Genomic DNA, 24,146 nt, shown 5'->3' on the forward strand with positions numbered 1-24,146 from the left:
GGCAAGCCCGGCCGGTTGTATCCGGCCGGGCTTTTGTCGCTTAAAGGTTCGTCATCGCAAGCGAGGCGTCCGAATAACGTTTTCCCGCCACCTGTGCGGCCGGGATCGCCGCGCCGAGCTGCTCGAGTTCGGCCGCGCTCAGCACGATATCGGCGGCGGCGGCGTTCTGTTCGAGATGGTGAAGCTTGCGGGCTCCGGGGATCGGCACGATGTCGTCTCCCTGGCTCAGCACCCAGGCAAGCGCCAGCTGTGCCGCCGTCACACGCTTCTCGGCGGCAAGCTGTTCGAGCGTTGCGACGAGGGCGGCATTGGCGTCGAAATTCTCCGCCTGGAACCGCGGCACCTGCCGGCGGAAATCATCCGCGGCAAGATCTTCGGTCTTGATCGCCCCTGTCAGAAAACCGCGGCCGAGCGGGCTGTAGGGAACGAAGCCGATGCCGAGTTCGCGGCAGGTGGCAAGCACGTCTTCCTCAGGATCGCGCGTCCAGAGCGAATATTCGCTCTGCAGCGCTGCGATCGGATGGACCGCATGGGCGCGGCGGAGGGTGGCGCTGCCGGCTTCGGAGAGGCCGAGGGCGCGGACCTTGCCTTCCCTCACCAGCTCGGCCATGACGCCGACCGTCTCCTCGATCGGCACGTTGGGATCGACGCGGTGCTGGTAGAAGAGGTCGATGGTTTCGATGCCGAGCCGTTTCAATGAGGCCTCGGCGACCGCCCGCACATGCTCGGGGCGGCTGTCGACGCCGGCGATGGCGGCGGCACCTTGCTGGCTGGTATCGATCTTGAAGCCGAACTTGGTGGCGATCACCACGCGGTCGCGGAATGGTTTCAGCACCTTTCCGATAAGGGCTTCGTTGGTAAAGGGGCCATAGACTTCGGCAGTGTCGAAAAACGTGACGCCGAGATCGACGGCGCGATGGAGTGTCCTCACCGATTCCGCTTCGTCGCTGGCGCCATAGGCAAAACTCATGCCCATGCAGCCGAGGCCGACGGCAGAGACGGTCAGATCGTTTCCGAGTTTCCGGATTTTCATGTTGCGCTCCTTTTCTGAGCTGGCGACCGCTCTATGCGGTACGGGCAGACCATATCCCTGCCGCACCGGTCAGAAAATACATGCAGTTTCTAACGGGTTGTTCTATTATTTCGATCAATGAACAGAACTCAGCTCTCGCAACTCGCCGTTCTCGCCGCCGTCTCGGAGCATCGCAGCTTCCGCGCCGCGGCCAAGGAACTCCTTGTCGCGCCGTCAGCGATCAGCCATGCCATATCGAGCCTGGAGGAAAGCCTGGGGGTCAGGCTCCTGGCGCGCACCACCCGCAGCGTCGCACCGACGGAGGAGGGCCGCCTGCTTCTCGAAAGGCTGCGTCCGGCGCTCGAGGAGATCGATATTGCCCTGGAGGCGGTCCGCGATACGCGCGCCAAGCCGGCCGGCAACCTGCGCATCACCGCGCCGCGCTTCGCCTCCGATCTCCTGCTCGCCCCCCGCCTTGGCGATTTTCTCAACCTCTATCCCGATATCACCCTGGAGATCGCCAATGAGGACGGTTTCACCGATATCGTCAAGGAGGGGTTCGACGCCGGCATAAGGCTGGAGGAGAGCCTGGAGGCCGATATGATCGCGGTGCGGTTCTCACCCCCTTTGACGACTGTCATCGCCGCATCGCCCGAATATTTCGAGCGCTATCCAAAACCGGAACACCCACGCGACCTCGTTCATCACCGTTGCATCAAGCGGCGCTTTACCAACGGCTCCATCTATCGCTGGGAATTCGAAAAGGACGGGCAGGAACTGGTAGTTGCGGTCGACGGGCCGCTTGTTGTCAGCGAGGACCGGCTGGCCCTGCTTGCGGCGCTGAACGGCGCCGGCCTTGCCTATCTCTTCGACATGCGGGTGGATGCCGAACTGGCGAGCGGCAGCCTCGTGCGGGTGCTGGAGGATTGGTGTGCGCCCTATTCCGGGCCGTTTCTTTATTATCCCACCCGGCGGCAGATGCGCCCGGCGCTGCGGGCCTTCATCGATTTCTTCAGACATGTCGAGAAGGATACGGGCGGCCGGTAAGACCTGAACCGCCGCCCGTGCTCAAATCCGTCAGGCAGCCTTGGCCTTCTGGTTTGCCGCCGTGGTGGCGAGCTGGGAGAGGGTCTTGTCGGTCGCCGTTTCTTCCTGCAGCGTCTGGTCGAGCAGGCTGACGACATCCTTGAAGCCGAGCGTCGCAGCCCAGGTCTTCAGCGTGCCGTAACGGGCGATCTCATAATGCTCGACGGCCTGGGCCGCGGAAATCAGCCCGGCATCCAGCGCGGGCGTGCCCTTGAATTCCTCCATGATTTCTTCGCCCTCGGCGATGATGCCCTGGATCGCCTCGCAGGTCTTGCCCTGGGCGCGTTTGCCGATCTTCTCGAAAACCTGCTGCAGCCGCTCGACCTGGCCTTCGGTTTGCTCCAGGTGCTTCTGGAAACCCGCCTTCAGTTCAGCGGACTGGGCGGCGCGCGCCATCTTCGGCAGGGCGCGCAAGATCTGCCGTTCGGCAAAATAGATGTCCTTCAGCGTGTCGTAGAAGAGATCTTCCAACGTCTTTTCCTTGGCCATTTTCTCGATCCTTGTTCTGGGGAAGGCCGCGAATGCGGCGACACATTAAGAAGCAAGGATTGCGCAAATTGTTCCCGATCGATTTCGGGTGGACTGGAAATCTGCTCCGGGCGATGTTTGCTGCCATCGATATGGGAGGAAGAGAACGTCATGCGAAAGCCGGGTTCGATGAAGGGTCTGGAAGATCTTGGCCGGATAAGGCTGTCGCAGAACTTCTTCCTCCGCGATTTCCTGCACTCCGAAATTGCCGATTTCCACCGCATTCCCAATATTCCCGAGGATCCCGATCTGGCGGTCGAGGCAGGCAGGAGGCTTTGCGAGGAATTGCTGGAGCCGCTGGAAGCGACCTTCGGTCGTCTGCATATCCGCTCCGGCTATCGATCGCCCGATGTCAACAGGTTCGGCAACGACAACAATCTGAACTGCTCGACCAATGCCGCCACCGCAGCCCATCACATCTGGGACATGCGGGACTTCGACGGCTGCATGGGTGCCGCGGTCTGTATCGTCGTGCCGTGGATGCTCGACCGCTACAGCGATGAAAGCGACTGGCAACGGCTCGCCTGGTGGATCCACGACCATTTGCCCTATGCCTCGCTCTGCTTCTTCCCCAAGCTCTGGGCCTTCAATATCCAGTGGCACGAACGGCCGAAACGGGTGATCCAGAGTTATATCAGCCCGCGCGGCATCCTCACCAAACCCGGCATGGCGAACTGGGAGGGGCAGCATTCCGAATGGTATGAGGGTTTTCCCGCGCTCAAAAGCTGATGCGGTAGCGGATGTGCCCGTCGCTCTCGACATAGCTGTCGTAGAGCGCCCGGGCCGTCTTGTTCTGTTCGCTCGTATGCCAATAGAGCCGCGACCAGCCCTTCGCCTTGCCGAGCTCGACGAGATCGTCCATCAGCGCCCGCCCGACGCCTTTGCCGCGTGCCTCGGGATCGACGAACAGGTCTTCGAGATAGCAGTCCCTGCCGCGGATCCACGTGCCCTCATGGGTGAGATAGAGCGCAAAGCCCATGATCCCGCCGTCGACCTCGGCGACGCGCATGGCGATCGCCGACGCCGGATCGAAAACCCGGCGCCATGTCTGGTCGGTGATATCGGCATCGACCGTAACCTCGTAAAAGGCGAGATAATCAGCCCAGAGTTCGCGCCAACGCGCTTCGTCTTCGGAGCGGGCATCTCGGATCGTCACGGTCATCGTCTCTTCTCTTTCAGCGGCCGGCTTCGTCGAGCAGCGCCATCGCGTCATCGGAAAGCTCAAGTGTCGCTGATTTCGCCAGGCTTTCAAGCTGCGAAAGACTGGTGGCGCTGGCGATCGGCGCCGTCACGCCCTTCTTGCGCAAGAGCCAGGCGAGCGAAATTTCCGCGGGCTTGGCGCCGGTTTCAGCGGATACCCTGTCGAGTGCGGCAAGAATGCGCAGGCCCTTGTCGTCGAAATAGGTCGAAACCCGGCCCTCGCGGGCGCGGCCTTGCGTATCCGCCTTGCTGCGGTACTTGCCGGTGAGGAAGCCGGCGGCGAGGCTGAAATAGGTGATGACGCCGATATCTTCTTTGACGCAGAGCTCGGCCAGCGGCCCCTCGAAGCTCGAGCGCTCATAGAGGTTATATTCCGGCTGCACCACATCGTAACGCGGCAGGCCGGCCTTTTCGGCAGCGTCGAAGGAAGCCTGCAGCAGCGCCGCATCATAGTTCGAGCAGCCGATGGCGCGGATCTTGCCCTGCTGCTTCAGCTTGGCAAAGGCGCCGAGCGTTTCCTCGTGGGGCGTATCGGCGTCCGGCCAATGCGAGAGATAGAGATCGATATAATCACTCTGCAGCCGGCTGAGCGAATCCTCGACCGCCTTCAGGATATAGCGCTCCTTGAGCGTTTTTCCCTGGCCCATATCCGAGCCGACCTTGGTGACGATCACGGCCTTATCGCGGGAAACCTTGGCCTGCTTCAGCCAGCGCCCGATGATCTCCTCGGAATCGCCGCCCTTGTTGCCGGGAACCCAGGCGGAATAGACATCCGCCGTATCGATCGTGTTGAGGCCCGCATCGAAGAAGGCGTCGAGAATGGCGAAGGATGTTTTCTCGTCGGCTGTCCAGCCGAAGACATTGCCGCCGATGACGATCGGCGCGATCGAAAGACCCGTTTTTCCAAGCCGGCGCATTTCCATGACGCTCTCCAAAATGGTGATGTAATTGAAATCGCGGATACGGCAGAACGCCGTCCCGGAGCATGATGCCGAAACATCATTCTCTAACGATCTGAGAGAACCTAGCGCGATCCGGGCATGAGGGAAGGCAAACTTCCGTGATTTCGGCCCGCGCCATTGCGCCGCAGCGAAGCCCTGAATATGGTCGCGGAAACCTGTTTGGGAGGCTTAGACCATGCTGCGCTTCGGTATCATTTCAACGGCAAAGATCGGCCGCGACAATGTCGTTCCTGCAATCCAGGACGCGGAGAACTGCGTCGTCACGGCGATCGCCAGCCGTGATCTCGCCCGTGCCAGGGAAATGGCCGACCGTTTTTCGGTGCCGCATGCCTTCGGCTCCTATGAGGAGATGCTGGCCTCCGACGTCATCGACGCGGTCTATATCCCGCTGCCGACCTCGCAGCATATCGAATGGTCGATCAAAGCAGCCGATGCCGGCAAACACGTGCTCTGCGAAAAACCGCTCGCCTTGAAGGCCGGCGATATCGACGATGTGATCGCCGCCCGCGACCGCAACCGGGTGGTGGTCACCGAAGCCTATATGATCACCTATTCCCCGGTCTGGCAGAAGGTGCGCGCGCTGATCGACGAGGGCGCGATCGGCAAGCTCCGCCATGTGCAGGGCGCCTTCACCTATTTCAACCGCGACGCCGCCAACATGCGCAACATTCCAGAGCTTGGCGGCGGCGGTCTTCCCGACATCGGCGTCTATCCCGTCATGGGCACGCGGTTTTCCACTGGCAAGGAGCCGCTCCGGATCCAGGCCGTTACCGAGCGCGATCCCGAATTCGGGACGGATATCTATTCGAGCGTCAAAGCCGATTTCGGCGATTTCGAGCTGAGCTTCTATATCTCGACGCAGATGGCCAACCGCCAGGTCATGATCTTTCACGGCACCGACGGCTACATCGAGGTCAAGTCGCCGTTCAACGCCAATCGCTTCGGGCCTGAAGAGATCGAGCTTACCGACCGCAGCCACAATGAATCGCGCATCTTCCGTTTCCAGGACAGCCGCCAGTACAAGCGGGAAGTCGAAGCCTTCGCCCGGGCAGTGGAGGACGGCAAGGAAGAGCTCGTCACGCTCGAAAATTCGAAATCGAACCAGAAGGTGATCGACGCGATCTATCGCGCCAGCGAGAAGGACGGCTGGGAAGCCGTATGACTATTCCGTCCGGAAGACGAAGCGCGAATAGCCGAAAAAGCTGAAGATCATCGAGGCGAGGCTGGCGATCACCATCGCTGCAAGCGGCTGTACGGACGGCAGCGACAGCAGCAGCGCGGAATAAAGCCCATAATTGACCAGTGCTGCCGTCACCCCGACCGAGCCGTAGCGAAAGCCTTCTGAAGCAAGCGATCGGCCGGAGCGATCGAAGGTGAAGCTCCGGTTGAAAGCCCAGGTCGCCGCCATTGCCAGCGCGATCGCGATGAGCCGTGCCAGGAATGGCCCGAGCGGCGTCAGATGGAGCAGCGCCGACAGGACGCCGGCATCGACGAGAAAGCCGATGCCGCCGGCAATGGCGAAGCGTACGAGCTTTCTCATGCCGCATCCGCCTTGCCGGAACGCGCGCGCGATGCGGGCGCTGCTTCGCCGAGCGGCGCCTTGGCCGCGCTCGGCGTCTCCAGGCTCATATAATGGATACGAAGCTGTTCGGCGCGGGCACGGGCCACCGAATCCAGGATGACGCCGGCGGTGAACAGCATGAAGGAGATCATCATCAGCGCCATCGACAGCACCCAGGTCGGCATGCGGCTGACGAGACCCGTCTGGAAATATTCCGCCAGCACCGGCGCCATGAAGCCGAGGCTCGCCAGCATGAAGGTGGCGCTGATCGTGCTGAAGAAGGCGAAGGGCCGGGTTTCCTTCATCAGCATGGCGAACATCCAGAGGATCTTGCCGCCGTCGCGAAATGTCGAAAGCTTGGAATGCGAGCCTTCCGGCCGGCGGCCGTAATCGAGTTCCAGCTCGCTGACCGGCAGCTTCAGCCGCGAGGCATGCACGGACATCTCGGTTTCGATTTCGAAGCCGCCCGATACCGCCGGGAAGCTCTTGACGAAGCGACGCGAGAAAGCGCGGTAGCCGGAAAAGATATCGGTGAAATCGGGGCCGAAGATCGTCCGGTAGAGCAGGTTGAAAAGCCGGTTGCCGAGCGCATGGCCCTGGCGGCCGGCATCGGCATGCACGCCGCGCCGGGTTCCCACCACCATATCGGCGCGCTCGGTCAGCAGCGTCCGCACCAGCTCTTCGGCATCGCCGGGCGTGTAAGTGCCGTCGCCGTCGGCGATGATGTAGATGTCGGCGTCGATGTCGGCGAACATGCGGCGCACGACGTGGCCTTTGCCCTGCCGCCGCTCGCGCACGACATGCGCGCCGGCAAGCATCGCCTGCAGCGCGGTGCCGTCGGTGGAATTATTGTCGTAGACATGGATCGCCGCATCCGGCAGCGTCGCGCGGAAGCCCCGCACCACGGGGCCGATCGTCGCGGCTTCATTATAGCAGGGAAGCAGGACGGCAATGTCCAGTTTATCGGTACGCGATCGGGCCATGACTTTACTCGTTACACAAAAGCCGTGCCGAGCCTAAACCACCCCGCGTTAATAAGACCCTATGACGAAAGCAAAATCGGCAGCTGCCGCAATCGGCTTTACACTTTCTTGATCGGCGACGGCTAAGCTTCGGCATCTGGAAACAAAGTGCTAACCACGATGAACGCCGTGCAGCCGATCGCCAATGCCGCATCCGTGACTGCCGCCCAAAGGGGCGGGTTGGGCAGGATGATGATGCGCCTGTGGCCAACCGTCATCTCCTATAGCGTCGTTCTCGCCACCATCCTCGTCGTCGCCAAGTTTTTCACCGCGACCGACTATGTCGGTCCCGACAATGACGACGGAATGCGTCTCATCGAGGTTCGCGATTTTCTCGCCGGGCAGGGCTGGTTCGATCTGATGCAATATCGCCTCGGCCTCGGTGGCGGCACGCTGATGCACTGGTCACGGCTGATCGATCTGCCGATCGCTTCGCTGATTTGGTTCTTCGGCCTGTTTGCGCCGCACGAGACAGCTGAGGCCCTGGCGCTTGCCGTCTGGCCGGTCTTGCTCGTCCTGCCCGTCATGCTTGCCATGGCCGTTGCCGGGCGGCGTATCGGCGGTGTTGCCGGCATGCATATCTGTCTCGGCATGACCGGTCTGGCGATCTACACCGGCAATCGTTTCGCGCCTGGAGCCATCGATCATCACAATGCGCAGCTGGCACTCGTCGCGACGATGGTGGCTAATCTGCTGGATCCTGAGCGGCGCGGCTGGAGTTATGCGGTTGCCGGCATCGCGGCAGCGGTCGCCATCGCCATCGGCGCCGAGACGACGCCTTTCGTTGCCGCCGTCTGTCTGACCATCGCTTTGCTCTGGGCGTGGGAAGGCGATAAATTCGCCGCCGCCGCGAAGGCCTTCGGGCTGGCGCTGGCAGTTGCGATCAGCATCCTCTTTGTCGCAACGGTGCCGCCGCGGCTCTATTCGACGGTCACCTGCGACAATCTCTCGCTCGGTTATTACAGCCTGGCGGCGATCGGCGGCGGGCTGCTGCTGTTTTCGGCGGTCTTTGCGAGCCGCCTGCGTCGCCCCTTGCGCTTTGCCGCACTTGGCCTCGTCGGTGCCGGCGTTCTCGGTTCGGCCATTGTGATTGCGCCGCAATGCCTGAGCGATCCGCTCGCTGGTCTCGATCCGATGCTGGTCGAGCTCTGGCTGAAGAATGTGTCGGAAGCGCAATCGGCCTTCGTTCTTCTTCGCACCGATCCCTTCTCCATCGGTGGCTTCTATGCGGCCGGCCTGTTCGCCATCGCGGTCTGCATCTTTCGTATCGTTCGGCGCGACCGCATGCAGCTCCATCTGGTCCTGCTCTTTCTGCTTATCACCAGCTGGGCGATCGCGCTGGTCCAGGTGCGGGGCTCCGTTTTCTCGAACCTGATCTCCATTCTGCCACTTGCCTTGCTGATCATCGATATCAGGCGGATTTCCAATAGCGACAGCGAGAACGTTGCCGCCGCCTTCGTCTATATCGTCACTGTCCTCGCAAGCGTTCCGGCCGCCTGGGCACTCGGCGGCGGACTTGCCGCGCTGCAGATGGGCAATAGCGCGCAGAAGCAGGCAACGGAAAAGGTGCTTTCCTGCACATCAAGGCAGGCGCTGGCGCCGCTTGCCGGGCTTCCGGCTGGGCTGGTCTCAGCACCCTCGGAAATGGGGGTGCCGATCCTTCGTTTTACGAAAAACCGGGTTCTTTCCGCGCCCTATCACCGCAATCAGGGCGGTATGCTGACGGAACTGCACATCGGGCTGGCGGAGCCGCAGGAGGCGGAAGCCTTCCTGAAGGGTGCTGATGTGACGGTGCTAGGCTTCTGCCCCGGTGACCTGCAGACGCGAGAGATTGCCAAGCTGAAACCGGATGGGCTCTATGCCGAACTCGGCAAGGGCCATATACCGCCCTATCTGGAGCCGCTTCCGAAGGCGGCGGATGTGGGCGTTCAGTTCTTTCGCTATCGGCCGGCGGCGAATTGACGCCGGAGTTCTTTTAGTGGGAAACGCGCGTCGCGCGGCGAAGGCGCGCATTGGCATAGAGCCCGGCCACGAAGAGCATGAGGCCGCCATTAAAGCCGAGAACGGCATAGACGAAGGCCAGGATTGAGACCGGGCCGGGCGACGTAATCGCCGCCGCCGCGAAGGTTATTCCAATGAGCGCTGCGATCAACGCGATCGCGGCAGCCGAGCGCGTTTGCCCGGCGCTGACGCCCAATGCTGCTGCTGTGAGAATAATCATTTTCAGCACCTTCCCAGAGATAACGAGGGGAAGCATAGGAAGCGCCAACTAACAAAGATTTACCGGCAATCTCCGCCGAAAAGCCTTTGTATTGCGGTGGTTAGCAATCCCTTTCGTCTATAACGCGCATTATAACGATGCGTTCCACAACCAAACGGATTTACCCAGATTTCGCCGTTCATCCGCCAAGCTGCCGCGACTGCATACTGAGGATGCGTGGCGCAGAGTGCGCCCGCCGTCAACGATCTCGACAGCCGGGAAAACCGGTGTCGGCGGCGGCCGCGACCTTCCCGTTTGCCGCTGATCGACATAGAAAGCCGATCGACATAGAAAGAAGGGATGAGCAACGTCTTCGACAGCGATTCGCCGACCAATCTTGCCGAATATTCGGTTTCGGAGCTTTCCGGCTCGATCAAGCGCACCGTCGAAACCGCCTTCGATCAGGTTCGCGTGCGTGGCGAGATCTCTGGTTATCGCGGCCCGCACTCCTCGGGCCATGCCTATTTCGCGCTGAAGGACGACCGCGCCCGCATCGATGCTGTCATCTGGAAGGGCACTTTCTCTCGGCTGAAGTTCCGTCCGGAAGAGGGCATGGAGGTGATTGCCACCGGCAAGGTCACCACCTTTCCCGGCTCCTCGAAATATCAGATCGTCATCGAGACGCTGGAGCCGGCCGGCGCCGGCGCGCTGATGGCGCTGATCGAGGAGCGCAAGCGCAAGCTCGGCGCCGAAGGCCTGTTCGATGCCGCCCGCAAGAAGCGGCTGCCCTTCATGCCGCGCGTGATCGGCGTCGTCACCTCGCCGACTGGCGCCGTGATCCGCGATATCCTTCATCGCATCTCCGATCGTTTTCCCGTACATGTCCTCGTTTGGCCGGTAAAGGTCCAGGGTGAGGGATCCGGCGAGGAGGTGGCGAATGCCATTCGCGGCTTCAATGCGCTGGAACCGGCCGGCGCCATTCCGCGGCCTGATGTGCTGATTGTCGCGCGCGGCGGCGGCAGCCTGGAAGATCTCTGGAGCTTTAACGACGAAATCGTCGTGCGTGCTGCGGCCGAAAGCCGGATACCGCTGATCTCGGCCGTCGGCCATGAAACCGACTGGACGCTGATCGACTATGCCGCCGATGTCCGAGCGCCGACACCGACCGGGGCGGCCGAAATGGCCGTGCCGGTCAAGGCGGAGCTTGAGGCGCAGGCCGCCGCCCTTGCCGCGCGGCTGCAGGGCTGCATGAACCGGCAGATGGATCAGCGCCGCCAGTCGGTTCGGGCTCTGATGCGGGCATTGCCATCGCTCGATCAGCTTCTCGCCTTGCCGCGCCGCCGTTTCGACGAGGCGGCTGCCGGGCTTGGCCGTGGGCTGGCACTCAACACCATCAACAAGCGCCGCGGCTTCGAGCGCGTCGCCGCGCATCTGCGCCCTGATGTGCTGTCCAACCGCATCGCCGAGCGGCGCCAGCTTCTGAGCGATCGCATGGCCAGGGCCGAACGCACCGTCGAGCGCCTGCTCGACCGCTCGAAATCCCGCATTGATCGCGCTGAGGCAATCCTCGCCTCGCTGCCGGCCCGGTTGAAGACGCAAACCGCTCGGAGCCGTGAGGCTCTCGCCAATCTGTCGCGCCACGGCGATACGGCGATACGCCACCAGTTGGCTCGCGCCCGCGCCGACCTATCCGCGCAGGATCGTGTGCTGCAGTCGCTGTCCTATAAGAATGTGCTGAAGCGCGGCTACGCCGTCATTCGCGACGAGGATGACCGACCGGTCTCGCAGGCTGCCGCTCTTTCCGCAGGTTCCGCGGTCTCGATCGAATTTTCCGACGGCCGCATCGGCGCGCTGACCACCGAAGGCGGCGCACCGCCTGCTTCGTTAAAGAAGCGGCCTGCCAGGGAAGCCGGCGATCCGCCGAAGCAGGGAAGCCTTTTTTAGGGCAATTCCGGCGGGGAAATAAACATAACGCCAACGCAGCGCTTGCGGCCATGGGTCCTCGGGTCAAGCCCGAGGACGACGGAGGGTGGGGAGCCTGTGGGGGCAAGTAGCGCGAGCGCACAGCGGTTTTTTTAATTGCCGTCGTTGTTCGCGTAATTCCCCGTCAAAACCGCTGGCTCATTTGCTGAAATTTTTCCGGACGTCCCGCCTCTTGCCGATCCTCGCCCCCACTCTCCGTCATACTCGGGCTTGACCCGAGTATCCATGCCGCAAGCACTTCGCTGGATGGTGGAAACGCTCAAACTATTCAAAATCCGAGAGAAATTTCCGCAGCAGCCGGTCAAGTTCCGCCTTGTCGGCAGCGCTCAGATTGCGCGTCAGCCGCTGCTGGTTGGCGACATGGGCGCCGACCGCTTCTTCGACGGTCGAAAATCCCTTGTCCGTCAGTGCGATCAACACGCTCCGGCGGTCCTCTGGATTGAGGATGCGCTCGACGAAGCCCGCTTTCTCCAGCTGGTCGATGCGGTTCGTCATCGTGCCGGAGCTGACCATGGTCATCTCCAGGAGCTCGCCCGGCGAAAGCCGGTGGGGGGCGCCGGCGCGGCGGAGGGTGGCGAGCACGTCGAAGGCGGACGTCGAAAGCCCGTGTTTTAAGAGCACCGCCTCCACTTCGCGGCCGAGATGGGTGCCGAGGCGCTTCAGCCGTCCGAGCAGGCCCATCGGTTCGACGTCGAGGTCCGGCCGTTCCTGTCGCCATTGCGCCAGGATCTTGTCGACGTGATCGATGCGGCTGTCTTTGCTCATGATCCACCGATAGCAGTCATTATCTTGACGTCAAGATAAAAAGGCGTAAGGTGCATTTATCTTGAAATAGAGATTCTTGATATGAAGACAAATCTCCGCTCCACTGCCGACCTGGCGGCAACCGCGCTCGCACCCGCCATCTGGGGCAGCACCTATATCGTCACCACCTCCTTCCTGCCGGCCGGATATCCGCTGACGGTGGCGATGCTCCGGGCCTTGCCGGCCGGACTGCTGCTTCTGCTCTTGGTGAGGAAGCTGCCTTTCGGCATCTGGTGGGGAAGGGCCTTCATTCTCGGCGCCCTGAACTTCTCGTTCTTCTGGGCGATGCTCTTCGTCTCGGCCTACAGGCTCCCAGGCGGCGTTGCCGCAACAGTCGGCGCGGTGCAGCCGCTGATCGTCATCGCGCTGTCGCGGCTTTTCCTCGGCAAACCGATCCGCTTCCTTGCCGTCATCGCCGGCTTCATCGGCATGGCGGGCGTGGCGCTGCTGGTGCTGACACCGAAGGCGGGGCTTGATCCTGTGGGGGTTGCCGCCGGTCTTGCCGGCGCCGTCTCGATGGCCTTCGGCACGGTGCTGACGCGGCGCTGGACGCCGCCGGTGTCGAACCTCACCTTCACCGCCTGGCAATTGGCGGCAGGCGGCATCCTGCTGGTGCCTTTTGCGCTTTTCCTCGAACCGGCGCTGCCGACGCCGACCATCGCAAATATTGCCGGCATCGCCTATCTCGGTCTGATCGGCGCGGCCTTCACCTATCTGCTCTGGTTCCGCGGCCTGGCCCGCATCGAGCCCTCGGCGGTCGCCTCGTTCGGCTTTCTGAGCCCTGTCGTCGCGACCCTGCTCGGCTGGCTGGCGCTCGGCCAGAGCCTGGCGCCGGTGCAGATCGCCGGCTTCGCTATGGTGCTCGCCAGCGTCTGGCTCAGTCAGCGCGCCACGATGCCGGTCAGGCCCATTCGCCCTGCCGCATCACCGGAACCCGCGAACCATCCGGCTTGAGACCGTCGATATCGACCTTGTTCGAGCCGATCATCCAGTCGATATGGATCAGGCTCGAATTGCCGCCCTGCGCCTTGATCTCTTCCTGGCTCAGCGTCGCGCCGTTCAGGAAGCACTTGGAATAGCACTGGCCGAGGGCGATGTGGCACGAGGCATTCTCGTCGAACAGCGTGTTGTAGAACAGGATGCCGCTGGCCGAGATCGGCGAGGAATGCGGCACGAGCGCCACTTCGCCGAGCCGGCGCGCGCCCTCGTCGGTATCGAGTACCTTGTTCAAGACTTCTTCGCCGCGCGACGCCTTCGCTTCGACGATGCGTCCAGCCTCGAAGCGCACCTGGATATTGTCGATCAGCGTGCCCTGGTGCGACAGCGGCTTGGTGCTCGAAACATGGCCTTCGACACGCAGCGCATGCGGCGTGGTGAAGACTTCCTCGGTCGGAATGTTCGGGTTGCAGGTAATGCCGTTCTTGGCGGTGGAAGCGCCGCCATGCCATTCATGCCCGTCGGCAAGGCCGACCGTCAGATCGGTGCCGGGTCCCCTGAAATGCAGCGAGGCGAAGCGCTCGCCGTTCAGCCAGGCGGAGCGCTTGGCCAGATTGGCATTATGCTCGGCCCAGGCGGCGATGGGATCGTCGACATCGACGCGCGAGGCGGCAAAGATCGCCTTGGCGAGCTTGGCGATGGCGATCGGCTCCGGATCGTCGGGGAAGACCACCTTGGCCCAGGACGGATTGGGATAGGAGACGATGTTCCAGTTGATGTCGAAATTCGAAATCTTTTCCAGGGCCGGCTTGTAGGCGGTTGAGGTGGCGCGATTGGCGCGGCCGACCTTGCCGGCATCCTGCTCGGACACCAGCAGCGGATTGTCGCCTGATACCGCAAGGCGCGCCGCGCCGTTGGCATAGGCCTTGGCCATGCCTTCATAGAGCCAGTCGGAGGCGCGGTCGAAGCTCTCGTCGCTGCCGTACTGATAGCGAGAAAGCGTCGTTTCCTCGTCCGAATAGAAGGCGGTCACCAGCCCGGCGCCGGCCTGATAGGCGTGCTTGGTGATGAGGCGAACGAGCGGCAGCGCCACCACAGGCGCGGTGACGACCAGATCCTGACCTTTGCGCAGTTGCAGACCGACCTTGACGGCGACCTCGGCAAGCTTCTCCAGCTTGACGGGATCGATGGTGTTCTGGCTCTGGGGCATGAAAGTCATGGCTCAACCTGCTTTCTGTCGATGATGCTTTGAGGCTGGCAGACTTAGACCCGTTTGCGGCGAAAATGAAGCGTTGTGTCGCCGAATTGCCGGCGGCCGGATGGAGGTCCGGCCGCTTGGGCGCGCTTCAGGCGGCGGCAGCTTGCCTGAGCAGGATCGAGGAGCGTTTCTCGAGGAATTCCATCAGCCGCTGCGGGTAATCCGCGCCGACGGCGTCGCGAACACTCGCACGCTCAGACAGTGCCTTGCGCCAGCGTTGTGTTCGCTCAAGCCCGTCGAAGATGCCGCTGTCGCCGAGCGTATCGAAGAGATCGAAATAGCGGAAGACCGGCGCGAAGACGGCATCGACCAGGCTGAAGCTGCTGCCGGCAAAATAGGGGCCGTCGCCGAGCGCGCCTTCGAGCGTCGCAAATTTGGCAGTCAGCGCTTTGCGCTTGGCGTCCAGCTGTAATTCATCCTGCGCCGTTTCATAGCCCCAGAGATCGGAAAGCACGGAGGAGCCGAATTCCATCCAGCCGCGATGACGGGCGCGGGTCAGCGGATCGGCGGGATGCAGGGCGGCACCGGCTTGCGTTTCCTCTAGATATTCGCAGATGACGCTGCTTTCGAACAGAACGGCCTCGCCGCCATCCTCCGCCTCGATCCGCAGCAGCGGCACCTTGCCGAGCGGCGAGATCTTCAAAAACCAATCCGGTTTGTTGGCAAGATCGATGTTGATGCGCTGAAACGGTACGTCCTTTTCGAGAAGCGCGATCGCGGCGCGCTGCACATAGGGGCAGAGATGGTGGCTGATAAGGGTAAGCTTGCTCATGGAAATCTCCTGGTCACAATCCATGCAAATGCATCTAATATCGCTTGCGGCGGAATTCAAGATAGATGTAATTGCATTTATGTCCGAGAAGATGCCGAAACCGAGCGAAGCCTCCACCCGTGCCTGGACGAGCATCATGCGCGCCCGCGACCGCTTGCTGGGCGCAATCGAAGCCGACCTGAAGGCCGCCGGCATGCCGCCGCTTGCCTGGTATGACGTGCTGTGGGAACTAGCGCGCGCGGGGGATGGCAGGCTGCGCCCCTATGAGATCGAAGAGCGCACTCTGCTTGCGCAGTATAATCTTTCCCGCCTGATTGACCGGCTGGAGCGAGAAGGTTTCGTCCGGCGCGAAGTCTTCGCTGAGGACGGCCGCGGCCGCTGGGTCGTCATCACCGAGGCCGGCCGGCAGCTGCGCGAGCGCATCTGGGACGTCTACGCCGGAGCGATCGAGACCCATATCGGCTGCAAGCTTGCCGAAAACGAGGCGAGGACGCTTGCCGGTCTGCTCGACCGTTTTCTCTGAGATCAGGCGATCAATGGCGCGGCGATCGCCTTCAAGACCTTTAACGCATCCTTCGGATCGAGCCGCACCTGCAGCCCGCGTTGCCCGCCATTGATATAGACGAGCGGTTCGGCAAGGGCGGCTTCCTCGATCGCCGTCGGCACGCTCTTCTTCTGGCCGAAGGGGCTGATCCCGCCGACATGATAGCCCGTCAGCCGCTCGGCATCGGCAGGCTTCATCATATTGGCCGACTTGCCGCCAAAGGCGTTGGCAAGCCGCTTCATGCTGACTTCGCGATCCGACGGCACGACGACGCAGACCGGCTTGCCATCCACCTCGGCCATCAGCGTCTTCAGCACCCGATGCGGCGCTTCGCCCAAGGCCTCGGCCGCCTGCAGCCCGACGCGCTCGGCGCCGGGATGGTAGTCATAGGTATGGACGGTGAAGGCGACGCCCGCCTGGGAAAGAAGCTGTGTCGCGCGGGTCGTTTTGGACATAGCCGCCTGTCAGTCTCCGAAAGTGCCGGCATAGATCTCCGGTTTGAAGCCGACGAGCAATTTGCCCTTCGTCTCCAGCACCGGCCGTTTGATCATCGACGGCTGGCCGAGCATCAGCGCGATCGCCTTTTCCCGGGTCAGGTTCTCGCGCTCGGCATCGGGCAGTTTGCGGAAAGTGGTGCCGGCGCGGTTGAGCACGGTGTCGATGCCGGCCTGGTCGATCCAGGATTCGAGATGGCCGCGGTCGATGCCTGACGCCTTGTAGTCGTGAAATTCATAGGCGACGTCGTGGTCTTCCAGCCAGCTGCGGGCTTTCTTCATCGTGTCGCAGTTCTTGATGCCATAAATGGTGACGGTCATGCCCGATCGATCTCCCTGTGATGGCAGCGGGATAACATGGGCGAAGGCCGACGCAAACGCCGTGCGGCGTTTTATCCCCGAACTCGCCGGCTCAATTCTCCAGCGTGCCGGCCTTGCGTGCGGCCCTGCTCGGGCTGCCGCAGATGATCTTCATCAGATCGCCGCGCCGCCGCACCAGCCGATCGGACGTCCGGGTCAGGATCAGCCCGTCCTGCGGCGCATGCAAATCGATGCTGCCGCCGGGCTGTCCCGGCCGGGTGACGATCGTCACCAGAAGCTCGCCCTCTGCAACCTTGTCGCCGATCTTGCGATGGAAAAGCACCGCGCCACCTTCGGGCGCGCGAAGGATCTCGACATTGTCGAGCGGCACGGCCGGACCGGAAAATGCCGTTGCAGCCGTCTCGCCGCTGACGATCCCGCGCGTCACGAGGAAACGCCAAAGCCCGCCCGCATCCTTCTTCGCCAGCGCCGGATCGACGTCGCGCTTGCCGCGCAGCTCGACCGTGACCGAAAGCCTGCCCGGCAGTCGGGATCGGCGCTCGCCGGGGACCTCATATTTCCAGGCAAAACCGACGGCCTCCTCGAAGGCCGAGCTTTCGCCATCCGACAGCAGCACGGCCTCCATGTCGAGAGCGGCGGCAAGATCGGCCGCCTCAGGCCAGAAGGCCTCATCGATATAGGCATATTGCTGCGATTCATCGTCGCAATGCAGATCGACTACCAGATCGGCGCCGAGCGCCAGATGCAGCAGCAGCCGCTTCAATCTGTCGGTAGCCGGGTAATCGTCGAGATCTTCGATCAGCGTGGCGCGATCGGCAATGGAGATCAGCGGGAAATCCCGATTGAAATTGGTGCGGGAGTTAAGGTCGAAACGGCCCTGCAAATCACCGAAATGCGATTGGGCCGCACCGATCGGATTGGCCTGCGGCACGATGGTGATATCGCCGGCAATTCCGCCTTCGCTTTCCGCCTGCCGCAGCCGCTGGCAGAGGAAGTGCAAGAGCGCCGTTCCCGGCAGCTCGCCGGCATGCAGTGCCGCCTGGATATAGATCGTCGGCGCCTTCGGGTCGCGGCCGGCAAAATGCAGCACCGGCAACCGCCACTCCGCTCCCGGCGTATCGCCCGGGACGATGATCTCTGAAACGTCCATGCTGTCTTCGCTCCGCATTGCCATCCGAACGGCTCTTCCAGCTTTATCCGCGGATATCCGGCAAGCGCAAGCCTCACCGGGCACGGTGCCTCAGCCGAGCAGCGGCCAGCGATCGATGATGTGGTGTTCGGTTTTTCCGAGAACGCTGTGGATCAGCAGGAGTTCGTACGCCGTCCACGAGACCGGTCTGTCGAGCATCATTGCCGGCACGGCCTTGCGGTCATAGAGCAGAGTCATATGCGGCGTGAATGTGTGGCCGATATTGCGCGGCAGTCGGCATTGTGCATGGCGACGCCGAGTTGGAGATGCAGCCTGGCAAGGGATTTCCGCCCGCCTTCACCAGCGAGTACCAGCGCCTGTGCCTGCGGAAATCTCATGATCCGGTCGAAGGTGATGGTGATCGGCGGGCTCTCGGCTCCAACGCCGGCTTGCAGTGCCGCGAAGATCACGTGTTCTGGCAAGTTAGGATAGTCGCAGACCCAGCGGATTGTTACATGCAGTGTCGTCAGCCGCAACTGACCGGAAAGAGAGAAAGCATTCTTATAATCGGCGGCGATCGAAGCCACCTGTCGCTCGATGGCTGGTGGAGGACAGAGACCGAAGAAAAGCCGGTTGCCGGTATTGTCCATTCTGCTCCGCCGCCCGCGACCGTTGCGATCATGCGCGAAGGCAAAAGACGTCTGATTAATCGGCTTCCAAGCCGTCATGGCCCGCTTTCCCCATCTTATGGCGCCAGGATATCGCGCAAGGGTAGCACGGTTGGAACAAAAAAAGAACATGACGCGCAAGAATCGGGTTGAAACTGCGGCCGTCCCGTACGATTTTGGTGGCAATCGAAAAACGTGGAGGCTGTATCATGGCCCAGACGATCTACCACTATCTGATCTTCGAAACCGCCGGTGGTTTCTGCGGCATCGCCTGGAGCGACGCTGGCATCGCCCGCTTCCAGCTGCCGACGAAGTCAGCGGAGGCGACCGAACGGCTGTTGCTGCGCCGCCTGCCGGATGCCGAACCCGGCGCGCCGACGCCGGATGTGCTCGAAACGGTCGCGGCGGTGAAGCGCTATTTCCAGGGTGAGGAAACGGATTTCTCCGGTGTCGAACTCGATCTTGACGGCCAGGATGCCTTCTTCAGGGATATTTATGCGGCGGCAAGACGTGTCGGTTGGGGCCATACGACCACCTACGGCGCGCTGGCGAAAGAGCTTGGCGCCGGGCCGGAAGCCGCCCGCGACGTCGGCCAGGCGATGGCAAAGAACCCGGTCGCGCTGATCATTCCCTGCCACCGGGTGCTGGCCGCCGGCGGCAAGATCGGCGGCTTCTCCGCTCCTGGAGGTTCGTCATCGAAGGCCCGCATGCTGGAGCTCGAAGGCGTCAGCCTCGCCCCGCCGCCGCCGGCCCAGCAGTCGCTGGGCCTTTAGCCGAATGTCGGCTGCTCAATGCGGGCTCGCCGTCGGCCGGATGATGATCTCGCTGACATCGGCGTCGTCAGGCTGGCTGATGGCGTAGAGGATCGAATTGGCGACGGCCTCCGGGCTGATCGTGACCGCTCGGAAAGCCCTCATGGCGTCCCGCGCGGTCGGATCGGTGATCGTCTCGGCCAGTTCCGAGGTCGTCGTGCCGGGAGAAATAACGGTGACGCGAATGCGATCGGTCTCCTGCCGCAGCCCGTCCGAGATCGCACGGACTGCGAATTTCGTCGCGCAATAGACGGCGGCCGTCGGTGAGACGCTGTGGCCGCCGATCGAAGACAGGTTGATGATCTGTCCCGATCCCTGCGTCTTCATGATCGGCAGCGCCGCGGCGATGCCGTAGAGAACGCCCTTGATGTTGACGTCGACCATCCGGTCCCATTCCTCGACCTTGAGAGCGTCGAGCGGCGAGAGCGGCATGACGCCGGCATTGTTGACAATGACGTCAAGCCGGCCGAATTCCGATCTGGCAAAACCGGCAAAAGCCTCGACCTCGGAACGGTCGGTGACGTCAAGTTTTCGCAGGCGCACCGTCCCGCCCTTGGCTTCGATTTCGCCGGCAAGCGCCTGCAGCCGCTCGGTGCGGCGCGCGCCGATCACGATATGGGCGCCTGCGGCAGCCAGCACCCTTGCCGCGGCCTCGCCGATGCCGCTGCTGGCTCCGGTGATGGCAACAACTTTTCCTTCCACATTCGTCATTTCAAGCTCCATTTTTCGATGAGTGTTTCCTGGGCGATCAGCTGGGGAAATCGGCACTGAGCGTCGTCTCCGCCCAGGCGTCGAAATTTGTCCGCAGCGCATCGAGCCGTTCGCGGGCGATCTTCAGGGCGGGTGCGCCAAGCAACAGGCGCAGCGGCGGCTCGTCCGCCTCGAATGCCGATATGATCGCGGCTGCGGCGCGCACCGGATCGCCCGGCTGCTTGCCGGAGACCGAACGAGTGGCCTGGCGCCGCTTGCCCGATGTCTCGGCATAGTCGTCGATCACGGTTCTGGATTCGACCATCGATCGTCCGGCCCAATCCGTGCGGAAGGCGCCGGGCTCGAGGATCGTCACATCGATGCCGAGCGGCTTGACCTCATGGAAAAGCGACTCCGACAGGGCTTCGACCGCGAACTTGGTGGCATGGTAGTAGCCGGTCGCGGCGAAGGCGACGAGCCCGCCGAGCGAAGAGACATTGAAGATATGCCCCCGACGGCGCGAGCGCATGCCCGGCAGGACATGTTTGGTGACGGCGATCAAGCCGAAGACATTGGTCTCGAACTGGGCGCGTATTTCAGTCTCCTCGCCTTCTTCGATCGCCGAGAGGTAGCCATAACCGGCATTGTTGACGAGCACCTCGATCGCGCCGAAATGCGCTTCGGCGTCCTGAACCGCGCGGGCGACGGAGCGGGCATCCGTGACATCGAGCGAGACAGCAAGGGCGCGGTCGCCGTGTTCTGCCGTGAGATCTTTCAAGGCTTCGGGTCTGCGCGCGGTCATGGCGGCGCGCCAGCCTCGGGCGAGAACCGCTTCAGCAAGCGCCCGCCCGAGACCGGACGAAGCGCCTGTTATGAACCAGATGGGTGTGGTGGAAGACATGATCGTCATCCTTTCCGGCCGGAAACGGCCTTATCCCGAGTGATCGGTTATTTGCGGCGAAACACCATGCCGCCATGATGGAGAGTGTTGCCGTCGACAAAATCGCCGTCGGCAGTGAAGCCGGTGTCGTCCCAATATTCGATGTGGCTTCCGGTGACTTCGTAGCGGCCGCGATAGGCGCTTTCCCGGTTGCCGCGGGCTTCGTCGTAACGGCCGTTGGCCAGAAGTTCGTGGCGCACACGACCGTCATCCGTGACCCACATGCCGACATAGGGATGGTGCTGCATCATGTTCTCGCTTGTTTGTTGACACACGGATTGCCGGTCGTTGAGGGCATCCGCGGCTGACGAGCCGATCGCCGTGCCGGCCAGGGTGGTTGCGGCGAAAATATGCAGAACAGGTCTCGCTGAAATGTTTCGCATTGGTCTTCCCTTCGACAGAGGCCTGTCCATGAACACTGCCTTGCTTGGCCTCGAGAGGAAGATAGTCTCCCTGATCGACGTGATTAAGTTGCCAATTCGGGATGCCATGGTTAGAAATGCTAACCAATGGTCGATGATCTCGAAGGCATTTCGGTCTTTCTTGCGGTGGCGGAGGCGCGCAACTTTCGTCTTGCCGGCGAGCGGCTGGGCGTCACCCGCTCCGCCGTCAGCCAGGCTTTACAGCGCCTGGAAGATCGCCTCGGCGTTGCGCTCGTCCAGCGCACGACGCGCAGCGTCAGCCTGACCGAGGCCGGCGAGGTGTTCTTCGAGGCGGTTCGCCCGTCGGTGCGGCAGGTCAGGGATGCGATGCAGACGGTGCGGGAAATGCAGGCGCGCCCGAGCGGTCTGCTCAGGATCACCGTCTCGTCGATTGCCGAGAGTTTTCTGTCCGGCACCCTGCTGGCCGGCTTCATGCAGGCTTGCCCCGAGATCAAACTCGATATCACCATCACCGATGACGAATTCGATATCGTCGAGGCCGGCTTCGACGCGGGCGTCCGGCTCGGTGAGGTGATCGAGCAGGACATGATCGCAATCTCGGTCTCCGAGCGGCAGAGGCAATATGCTGTGGCATCCCCCGCCTACCTCGAGCGCCGCGGTCGTCCCCAGCATCCCGGCGAACTGCAGGCTCATTCCTGCATCGGCTGGCGCCCGCGCCCGGATACGGCGCCCTATCGCTGGGAATTCACCGAAAATGACCGCGACTTCGACGTCTCCGTCGATCCCGCGGTCACGACCAACGACATGGGCATGATGATCCGCATGGCCTGCGCCGGCGCCGGGATCACTTTCGGCATGGTGGAAACCTTTCAGCCCTATGTCGAACGCGGCGAACTCGTGCCGCTGCTCGAAGATTTCTGCCCGCCGTTTCCGGGCTTCTATCTCTATTATCCCAGGCGCCAGCGGCAGCCGCTGAAGCTGCGGGCGCTGGTCGATCACATCAGGACGTCCGCCAGGCGTTAGGGTCTGCCGTTGAACTCAGCTGTTGGCGTGAATTGTCCGCTCTTTGTCCGCGGCGTGCATTTCGCACCACTATCAAATCACGGAATATGACGTCATGATCAATCTCGAAGGAGCAAAAAATGTCCGATCATGATACCGTTCTTCTCGTCATCGACGCCCAGGAATCCTTCAGGCACCGCGATTATTGGGATGATGAGCTCGCCTCCGCCTATATCGATCGCCAGCAGGCTTTGATCGACGGTGCAGAAGCCCGCGGCATAACCGTCATACAGATCTTTCATGTCGATGGAAGCGGGCCGTTCTCGGAAAGCTCCGGCTTCGTCAGAACGCTCGCCCCACTCCGGATCGCCCCGAAGGCGACCTTCAGGAAGAGCCGCCATAGCGCTCTCGTCGGTTCAGGACTTGACGTGTGGCTGACCGAGAATGGCGTCCGCCGTCTCCTCGTCTCCGGCATCCGCACCGAACAGTGCTGCGAGACCACGACGCGTCACGCCTCGGATCTCGGCTATCAAGTCGATTATGTCGGCGAAGCGACCCTGACATTCCCAATGACCGACGCCACCGGACGCAGCTGGAGCGCAAGGGAAATCCGGGACCGGACCGAACTTGTCCTCTCCGGTCGTTTCGCGCGGATCGCGACCGTCGAACAGGCGCTGGCAGGCCGTGGGGAGTTGCTCGCCGCATGACCGACCCTGCGCAGCCCCTCGCTATCCCGGTTTTCGTCGTCGTGCCGCCGCGCGTCCTTTTGCTCGACGTGGCCGGCCCGATCGAGGTGCTGCGCAAGGCGAACCTCGAACAGCGCAGTGTGCGCTTTACCGTCACCTATATCGGCCCGTCGGCGACGGTCGGCAGCTCGATCGGTCTTGCCGTTACCGGCGTCGCTCCGTTGCCGGAGCGATTGCCGGATGGCGCGCTCGTCGTCATTGCCGGCAGCGCCGATACCCCGATGGAAAACGGCCTCGATCATAGCGAACGGGAATGCGCCGCTGAGGCTGCCATCGTCGCATGGCTGAGACGCGCCATTCGTCCGGGAATTCGCCTGGCCTCGATCTGTTCGGGCGCCTTGCTCGCCGCCGAGGCGGGAATGCTCGACGATTGCGACTGCACCACCCATCACGGCTGCATGGAAGATCTGATCCGGCTTGCGCCCACGGCGCGCGTCCGGGAGAATCGGCTTTATGTCGAGGACGGCGAGCGCCTGACGAGCGCCGGCATTACCGCCGGCATCGACCTCATGTTGCATATCGTCGCCGAAGCGGCGGGCCACGCATGCGCTGTCGCGGTGGCGCGATATCTCGTCGTCTACCTCAGGCGCGGCGGCTCCGACCCGCAGCTTTCCCCCTGGCTCGAAGGCCGAAACCATATCCATCCGGTCATTCATCGTGCGCAAGACGCCGTGGTGGCCGATCCGGCTCAGGACTGGTCGGTCTCAGCACTTGCCCGCCTCAGCGGCGCCAGCCCGCGCAACCTTTCGCGGCTGTTCAACGAGCAGACGGGCATGAGCGTTACGGATTTCGTCAATCGTATGCGCGTGGCGCTCGCCCGCGAGATGCTCGCCGGTTCGCGGCTGGACATGGAGGCCGTCGCAATGCGCGCCGGCTTCGGCTCGGCGCGGCAGCTGCGTCGCGCCTGGAACCGTTTGCATGAAAGCCCGCCGAGCACGGCACGATCAAGGCTGCAGATGGGGGCGTAGGTATGTGCCGCTGAAGCTGCTTCCGGCGAACCATCGCGAACCGATCAGTCTCTCTTCCCACCGGCGTCTCCCGGCTCAAGGTTGCCCCTGCCACGGGGTTTTGCTATTTCCCGCTCCAAGGATCA

The 24,146-nt window shown here is 62.5% G+C and carries 27 protein-coding genes and 1 pseudogene; 11 read left to right on the top strand and 17 right to left on the bottom strand.

All coding sequences use genetic code 11. From position 1 onward, the window contains the following. Positions 1-40: 40 nt before the first annotated feature. A complete protein-coding gene (locus tag FHX14_RS06860; protein WP_184376658.1) occupies positions 41-1,033 on the bottom strand; it encodes an aldo/keto reductase in 993 nt (330 codons plus the stop codon). A 117-nt stretch (positions 1,034-1,150) separates the two neighbouring features. Between FHX14_RS06860 and FHX14_RS06865 the strand changes: the two genes are divergently transcribed. Next, positions 1,151-2,059 (top strand): LysR family transcriptional regulator, encoded by a 909-nt coding sequence (locus tag FHX14_RS06865; RefSeq protein WP_184376659.1) that lies wholly within the window; start codon positions 1,151-1,153, stop codon positions 2,057-2,059. 30 nt (positions 2,060-2,089) lie between these two features. Here FHX14_RS06865 and FHX14_RS06870 read toward each other — a convergent pair whose 3' ends face one another. After that, complete coding sequence (locus FHX14_RS06870; RefSeq protein ID WP_054182098.1) at positions 2,090-2,587, bottom strand: ferritin-like domain-containing protein; 498 nt, start codon at positions 2,585-2,587, stop codon at positions 2,090-2,092. Positions 2,588-2,737: 150 nt separating this feature from the next. Between FHX14_RS06870 and FHX14_RS06875 the strand changes: the two genes are divergently transcribed. After that, on the top strand, positions 2,738-3,355 hold the full coding sequence (locus FHX14_RS06875) for a hypothetical protein (RefSeq protein WP_184376660.1): 618 nt from the start codon (positions 2,738-2,740) through the stop codon (positions 3,353-3,355). Here the strand turns inward: FHX14_RS06875 and FHX14_RS06880 are convergent. Together FHX14_RS06880 and FHX14_RS06885 are read right to left on the bottom strand one after the other, a co-directional pair. Further along, positions 3,345-3,788 carry a GNAT family N-acetyltransferase gene (locus FHX14_RS06880; RefSeq protein ID WP_054182264.1) on the bottom strand — a complete coding sequence of 148 codons (444 nt, stop codon included), beginning with the start codon at positions 3,786-3,788 and terminating at the stop codon, positions 3,345-3,347. The two genes, FHX14_RS06875 and FHX14_RS06880, sit on opposite strands and share 11 nt — an antisense overlap. Before the next feature lie 13 nt (positions 3,789-3,801). Continuing rightward, positions 3,802-4,749, bottom strand: coding sequence for an aldo/keto reductase (locus FHX14_RS06885; protein ID WP_184376661.1), 948 nt, complete (start codon positions 4,747-4,749; stop codon positions 3,802-3,804). A 214-nt stretch (positions 4,750-4,963) separates the two neighbouring features. Here FHX14_RS06885 and FHX14_RS06890 point away from each other — a divergent pair, with 214 nt between their 5' ends. Beyond that, positions 4,964-5,950: a Gfo/Idh/MocA family oxidoreductase gene (locus FHX14_RS06890; RefSeq protein ID WP_184376662.1), complete on the top strand. Its 987-nt coding sequence runs from the start codon at positions 4,964-4,966 to the stop codon at positions 5,948-5,950. On the opposite strand, the gene FHX14_RS06895 is transcribed toward FHX14_RS06890, so the two are convergent. Together FHX14_RS06895 and FHX14_RS06900 are read right to left on the bottom strand one after the other, a co-directional pair. Next, positions 5,951-6,328 (bottom strand): GtrA family protein, encoded by a 378-nt coding sequence (locus FHX14_RS06895; RefSeq protein ID WP_184376663.1) that lies wholly within the window; start codon positions 6,326-6,328, stop codon positions 5,951-5,953. After that, a complete protein-coding gene (locus FHX14_RS06900) occupies positions 6,325-7,332 on the bottom strand; it encodes a glycosyltransferase (RefSeq protein ID WP_184376664.1) in 1,008 nt (335 codons plus the stop codon). The genes FHX14_RS06895 and FHX14_RS06900 overlap by 4 nt, the downstream gene beginning before the upstream one ends. 159 nt (positions 7,333-7,491) lie before the next feature. On the opposite strand from FHX14_RS06900, the gene FHX14_RS06905 reads away from it, so the two are divergent. Beyond that, positions 7,492-9,333: a hypothetical protein gene (locus FHX14_RS06905; protein ID WP_184376807.1), complete on the top strand. Its 1,842-nt coding sequence runs from the start codon at positions 7,492-7,494 to the stop codon at positions 9,331-9,333. 13 nt (positions 9,334-9,346) lie between these two features. On the opposite strand, the gene FHX14_RS06910 is transcribed toward FHX14_RS06905, so the two are convergent. After that, entirely contained in the window at positions 9,347-9,592 is a 246-nt protein-coding gene (locus tag FHX14_RS06910) for a hypothetical protein (RefSeq protein ID WP_003589145.1), read from the bottom strand. A gap of 339 nt (positions 9,593-9,931) precedes the next feature. On the opposite strand from FHX14_RS06910, the gene xseA reads away from it, so the two are divergent. Further along, a complete protein-coding gene (xseA, locus tag FHX14_RS06915; RefSeq protein WP_184376665.1) occupies positions 9,932-11,515 on the top strand; it encodes an exodeoxyribonuclease VII large subunit in 1,584 nt (527 codons plus the stop codon). A 303-nt stretch (positions 11,516-11,818) separates the two neighbouring features. Here xseA and FHX14_RS06920 read toward each other — a convergent pair whose 3' ends face one another. Further along, complete coding sequence (locus FHX14_RS06920) at positions 11,819-12,319, bottom strand: MarR family transcriptional regulator (RefSeq protein ID WP_184376666.1); 501 nt, start codon at positions 12,317-12,319, stop codon at positions 11,819-11,821. 81 nt (positions 12,320-12,400) lie between these two features. On the opposite strand from FHX14_RS06920, the gene FHX14_RS06925 reads away from it, so the two are divergent. Continuing rightward, complete coding sequence (locus FHX14_RS06925; RefSeq protein WP_184376667.1) at positions 12,401-13,312, top strand: EamA family transporter; 912 nt, start codon at positions 12,401-12,403, stop codon at positions 13,310-13,312. Here FHX14_RS06925 and FHX14_RS06930 read toward each other — a convergent pair. Both FHX14_RS06930 and FHX14_RS06935 read right to left on the bottom strand, forming a co-directional pair. Next, the gene (locus tag FHX14_RS06930; protein ID WP_184376668.1) at positions 13,260-14,513 is read right to left on the bottom strand and encodes an aminopeptidase; all 1,254 of its coding nucleotides are present in this window, start codon (positions 14,511-14,513) and stop codon (positions 13,260-13,262) included. The two genes, FHX14_RS06925 and FHX14_RS06930, sit on opposite strands and share 53 nt — an antisense overlap. Positions 14,514-14,640: 127 nt before the next feature. After that, the gene (locus FHX14_RS06935) at positions 14,641-15,324 is read right to left on the bottom strand and encodes a glutathione S-transferase family protein (protein WP_184376669.1); all 684 of its coding nucleotides are present in this window, start codon (positions 15,322-15,324) and stop codon (positions 14,641-14,643) included. Positions 15,325-15,403: 79 nt separating this feature from the next. Between FHX14_RS06935 and FHX14_RS06940 the strand changes: the two genes are divergently transcribed. Continuing rightward, on the top strand, positions 15,404-15,847 hold the full coding sequence (locus FHX14_RS06940) for a MarR family transcriptional regulator (RefSeq protein ID WP_184376670.1): 444 nt from the start codon (positions 15,404-15,406) through the stop codon (positions 15,845-15,847). Positions 15,848-15,849: 2 nt separating this feature from the next. Here FHX14_RS06940 and ybaK read toward each other — a convergent pair whose 3' ends face one another. The 4 genes and pseudogenes from ybaK to FHX14_RS06960 form a co-directional block, all read right to left on the bottom strand. After that, positions 15,850-16,323 carry a Cys-tRNA(Pro) deacylase gene (gene ybaK / locus FHX14_RS06945; RefSeq protein WP_184376671.1) on the bottom strand — a complete coding sequence of 158 codons (474 nt, stop codon included), beginning with the start codon at positions 16,321-16,323 and terminating at the stop codon, positions 15,850-15,852. 9 nt (positions 16,324-16,332) lie between these two features. Next, positions 16,333-16,683: an ArsC family reductase gene (locus tag FHX14_RS06950; RefSeq protein WP_184376672.1), complete on the bottom strand. Its 351-nt coding sequence runs from the start codon at positions 16,681-16,683 to the stop codon at positions 16,333-16,335. Between the two features lie 91 nt (positions 16,684-16,774). Next, the gene (locus tag FHX14_RS06955; protein WP_184376673.1) at positions 16,775-17,833 is read right to left on the bottom strand and encodes a succinylglutamate desuccinylase/aspartoacylase family protein; all 1,059 of its coding nucleotides are present in this window, start codon (positions 17,831-17,833) and stop codon (positions 16,775-16,777) included. A 90-nt stretch (positions 17,834-17,923) separates the two neighbouring features. After that, positions 17,924-18,522: pseudogene (locus FHX14_RS06960) on the bottom strand (2'-5' RNA ligase family protein). Positions 18,523-18,689: 167 nt separating this feature from the next. Here FHX14_RS06960 and FHX14_RS06965 point away from each other — a divergent pair. Next, the gene (locus FHX14_RS06965) at positions 18,690-19,253 is read left to right on the top strand and encodes a methylated-DNA--[protein]-cysteine S-methyltransferase (protein ID WP_184376674.1); all 564 of its coding nucleotides are present in this window, start codon (positions 18,690-18,692) and stop codon (positions 19,251-19,253) included. A gap of 15 nt (positions 19,254-19,268) precedes the next feature. Here FHX14_RS06965 and FHX14_RS06970 read toward each other — a convergent pair whose 3' ends face one another. From FHX14_RS06970 to FHX14_RS06980, 3 genes are read right to left on the bottom strand one after another with little or no spacing between them, the layout of a single operon-like run. Beyond that, positions 19,269-20,003, bottom strand: a complete 735-nt coding sequence (locus FHX14_RS06970; RefSeq protein ID WP_184376675.1) for an SDR family oxidoreductase — start codon at positions 20,001-20,003, stop codon at positions 19,269-19,271. Positions 20,004-20,040: 37 nt separating this feature from the next. Beyond that, the gene (locus FHX14_RS06975; RefSeq protein WP_184376676.1) at positions 20,041-20,892 is read right to left on the bottom strand and encodes an oxidoreductase; all 852 of its coding nucleotides are present in this window, start codon (positions 20,890-20,892) and stop codon (positions 20,041-20,043) included. 38 nt (positions 20,893-20,930) lie between these two features. Continuing rightward, positions 20,931-21,305, bottom strand: coding sequence for an Atu4866 domain-containing protein (locus FHX14_RS06980; RefSeq protein WP_082366249.1), 375 nt, complete (start codon positions 21,303-21,305; stop codon positions 20,931-20,933). A 126-nt stretch (positions 21,306-21,431) separates the two neighbouring features. Between FHX14_RS06980 and FHX14_RS06985 the strand changes: the two genes are divergently transcribed. The 3 genes from FHX14_RS06985 to FHX14_RS06995 all read left to right on the top strand — a co-directional run bounded on the left by FHX14_RS06985 (position 21,432) and on the right by FHX14_RS06995 (position 24,021). Then, positions 21,432-22,328, top strand: a complete 897-nt coding sequence (locus tag FHX14_RS06985) for a LysR family transcriptional regulator (protein ID WP_184376677.1) — start codon at positions 21,432-21,434, stop codon at positions 22,326-22,328. A gap of 119 nt (positions 22,329-22,447) precedes the next feature. After that, entirely contained in the window at positions 22,448-23,014 is a 567-nt protein-coding gene (locus FHX14_RS06990) for an isochorismatase family protein (protein WP_003589115.1), read from the top strand. Further along, positions 23,011-24,021, top strand: coding sequence for a helix-turn-helix domain-containing protein (locus tag FHX14_RS06995; RefSeq protein WP_184376678.1), 1,011 nt, complete (start codon positions 23,011-23,013; stop codon positions 24,019-24,021). The genes FHX14_RS06990 and FHX14_RS06995 overlap by 4 nt, the downstream gene beginning before the upstream one ends. The last annotated feature ends 125 nt before the right edge of the window (positions 24,022-24,146 follow it).

The organism is Rhizobium sp. BK619, from assembly GCF_014195245.1.
GTDB lineage: Bacteria > Pseudomonadota > Alphaproteobacteria > Rhizobiales > Rhizobiaceae > Rhizobium > Rhizobium acidisoli.